The 1,712-nt window shown below is 43.5% G+C and carries 3 protein-coding genes; 2 read left to right on the top strand and 1 reads right to left on the bottom strand.

Annotated elements, in window-relative coordinates:
- On the top strand, positions 1–123 hold a 123-nt coding region (locus A3IK_RS21210), incomplete at its 5' end, for an IS3 family transposase (RefSeq protein WP_162596676.1).
- A 163-nt stretch (positions 124–286) separates the two neighbouring features.
- Entirely contained in the window at positions 287–1,033 is a 747-nt protein-coding gene (locus A3IK_RS0115950) for a tetratricopeptide repeat protein (RefSeq protein ID WP_020560971.1), read from the top strand.
- A gap of 160 nt (positions 1,034–1,193) precedes the next feature.
- On the opposite strand, the gene A3IK_RS19785 is transcribed toward A3IK_RS0115950, so the two are convergent.
- Positions 1,194–1,712, bottom strand: a 519-nt coding sequence (locus A3IK_RS19785) for an IS3 family transposase (protein WP_020560970.1), incomplete at its 5' end; no start/stop codon positions are given.

The raw sequence follows: 1,712 nt of genomic DNA, 5'->3' as shown, positions 1-1,712 counted from the left end.
CTGCGCCAGACCGTCTTTGATTATATTGAGGTGGACTATAACCGAACCCGATTACACTCAGCTAATCAGTATCGAAGCCCGATACAATGTGAAGCCGATTTTTATAACTCTCTCGCATCTTAGACTGTCCATTTTTGATGGGGTAGATCAGTCATCAGTCACGTCCACCTGCATCAATAATGACATCCTCATATTTGGAGGCTTAGAGTTTTCATGTTATGAAACTTTTTATAACATTTTATATCTATTTAGATTCAATTCGTTTTATTTGATGAAGGAGATAATCATGAGACATTTTATACAGGTTTTATGCTTAAGTTTTGCCATGGGTAGCGGTTCAGTAGTATTAGCAGATGCCGCCCAAGATTATCAAAGAGCTCTTATTGCTTATAAAAATAAAGATTATGCGACAACATTAAGACTCTTAGAACCTTTGGCCGAACAAGGCAATCTTTTGGCTCAATCTCGGCTTGGAGTTATGTATAGAAATGCACGAGGGGTTCAGAAAGATCTAAATAAGGCCATACAATTGTTTACTATGGCAGCAACACAAGGTGATGCTGCTGCTCAGGATGATCTAGGGGTTATGTATAGGGATGGAGAAGGGGTTCAGAAAGATCTAAATAAGGCCATGCAATTGTTTACTATGGCAGCCGAACAAGACTATATTCCTAGTCAAGCTAACCTTGGGTGGATGTACCAAGCAGGGTTAGGAGTTAATAAAGATTTGAGCAAGGCGCTCAAGCTAAATACTGAAGCAGCAAAACAAGATAATGCGGTTGCACAAAATAATCTAGGGACTATGTATATAACTGGAGAGGGTGTCAAACAAGATAAGAAAAAGGCCGTGTTGTGGTATACCAAGGCAGCGAAACAAGGCTACGATCTTGGACAGTATAACCTTGCAGTTAGGTATGCCAACGGAGAGGGAGTCAAACAAGATAAGAGTAAGGCTGTGTTGTGGTATACTAAGGCAGCGAAACAAGGCTATGCTCCAGCTCAACAAGCGTTGAAGGAGCTTAATACAAAATAATCCTTGCTCTATCTAATGTCTAAATGTTAACCGCATTCATAGAGATGAATCAGAATTGTCTTAAGGTTTCAGCGTATGAATAGCAAGTATGGCTACTTTTCACTGGTAAGCATTGCCTAGACTATACACTCACTGATCTGACCCCCAATTAGCGGACACCTCAACTTGTGAGGGGTAGTGCTTCAAAGTCCATTGGGCTGAGATAGCCCAAGGTACTGCGTAAGCGGTTACGGTTATAATCGACTTCGATATAGTCAAAAACGATGCGTTTCATGGCCTCGCGAGTAGCGACTCGCTCACCGTGAAGACATTCTACTTTCAGGGAATGAAAAAAGCTCTCCGCACAGGCATTGTCATAGCAGTTGCCTTTAGCACTCATACTACCCTTGAGCTGATAGCGCTCTAGTAAGGTTCGGTGAGCGTGGGAGCAATATTGACTGCCGCGATCCGAATGGACGATCACCCCATTCGGTGGCTGACGCGCTCCTATCGCCATCTGCAGGGCATCACACACGAGTTGAGCTGTCATATAAACGCCCATCGCCCAACCAATGACTTGACGCGAGTACAGGTCGAGGAGAACAGCCAAGTAAAGCCAACCTTCTTCTGTCCACACATAGGTGATATCACCCACCTGATCTACCCCACCAAAAATGGACAGACTAAGACGCGAGGGAGT

The sequence above is a fragment of the Thiofilum flexile DSM 14609 genome, from assembly GCF_000380185.1.
Lineage (GTDB): Bacteria > Pseudomonadota > Gammaproteobacteria > Thiotrichales > Thiotrichaceae > Thiofilum > Thiofilum flexile.
Note: the sequence above shows the minus strand (reverse complement) of the source record. Positions and strands in the feature narration are given on the sequence as shown.